Source organism: Parafannyhessea sp. LCP19S3_B1, assembly GCF_052121955.1.
Lineage (GTDB): Bacteria > Actinomycetota > Coriobacteriia > Coriobacteriales > Atopobiaceae > Parafannyhessea.
On record NZ_JBQKDH010000028.1, the window covers coordinates 1 to 1,244 of the forward strand.

A 1,244-nucleotide genomic window follows, 5' to 3' on the forward strand; every position below is an offset into this window, starting at 1 on the left:
GGGAGTGCGGCAGCAATCCTGTACCTGTCACGCAACGATACCACAGCGCTCCGGCGGCACCGCGACCCCGAGGCGGCGCCTCCTGGCCGCCGGCGCCTCGTAGCGCGTGCGCCCGCCCTGGCGGAAGCCCTTCGGCCTGCCCCGGACGTACCAGCGCATGTAGTCGTCGAGCTGGGCGCAGAACTCGTCGCGCGTGACGCCCGCCCACTCGCGGGAGTAGAGGAACTCCTGCTTGAGGGTGCCGAAGAAGCCCTCGGCGCGCGCGTTGTCCGGGCACGTCCCCTTGCGCGACATCGACCTCGTGGCGCCCGCCGCGTCGCAGAGCCCCCTCCACGCGCCCGAGCGGTAGCAGGCGCCGCCGTCGGTGTGGACGACGGGCCGGGCGCCCTCGGGCTCGAGCGCGAGGGCGGCGGCGAGCGAGGAGTCGCAGAGCTCCTGGTCGGGGTGGGGGGAGATCGACCAGGAGGCCGGGCAGCCGTCCCAGCAGTCGATCACGGGGCTCAGGTAGACCCTGAACCCGTTCAGCCTGATCTCGGTGACGTCGGTGACGAGCAGGGCGCCGGGGCGGTCGGCGGAGAAGTCGTGCGCGAGCCTGTAGTCCTCGCCCGACGCCCTCCTGGCCCTGGCGCGCTCCCTGGGGACGTTGGCCGGCCTGTCGCCGACCTCGCCGGCGTAGGAGCTGTACGCGCGGCGCGGCCTCCTGCCCCTGCGGGCGCGCAGCCCCTGCCTCCGCATGGACTCGCGCACGCGCCTCTCGGGGGCGGGGCCGGCCTCGACGCCGTCGGCGCCGTCCCTCATGCACGCGGCGACCCTCCTGTAGCCCGCGGTGCCCCTGAGGAGCTCGAACGCGGCCCTGACGCGCGCGTCGAAGGCCTCATCGTCCCCCCTCGGCCTCGCGAGAGCGCGCCTCGCGTACTCGTAGGAGCTCTTCGATATCCGAAAGTAGGTCAGGATCCATCGGAGGGGGAACCCGTAGTCCCGCCGCAACCTCTCTCCCAACTCGGCCTTCCGCCTGTTCGAGAGTCTCGCCGGGTCTCCTGCTTTTGGGTCGCTGAGCATCTCCCTCAGCGTCGCCACCTCGAGCCTGAGCCTGTCGAGCTCGCCGGGGGCGGCCCCGGCCCCCTCGGGCGCGCCCGCCCCCGCGGGCGCCCCGCCCTTCCGCGCTCGCGTCCTCTTCCCCGCTGGCATCTTCCTCCCGCCCCCGTCCCCGGCGTCCGCGGCCATGCTAGCGCGCTCGCGCTCCT

1 protein-coding gene is annotated in these 1,244 nt (G+C 74.0%); it reads right to left on the minus strand.

Annotated features, from left to right (window positions below):
- Positions 1-27 precede the first annotated feature (27 nt).
- A partial coding sequence (locus ACTQWE_RS10115; RefSeq protein WP_441921694.1) for an IS3 family transposase occupies positions 28-1,244 on the minus strand: 1,217 nt, incomplete at its 5' end.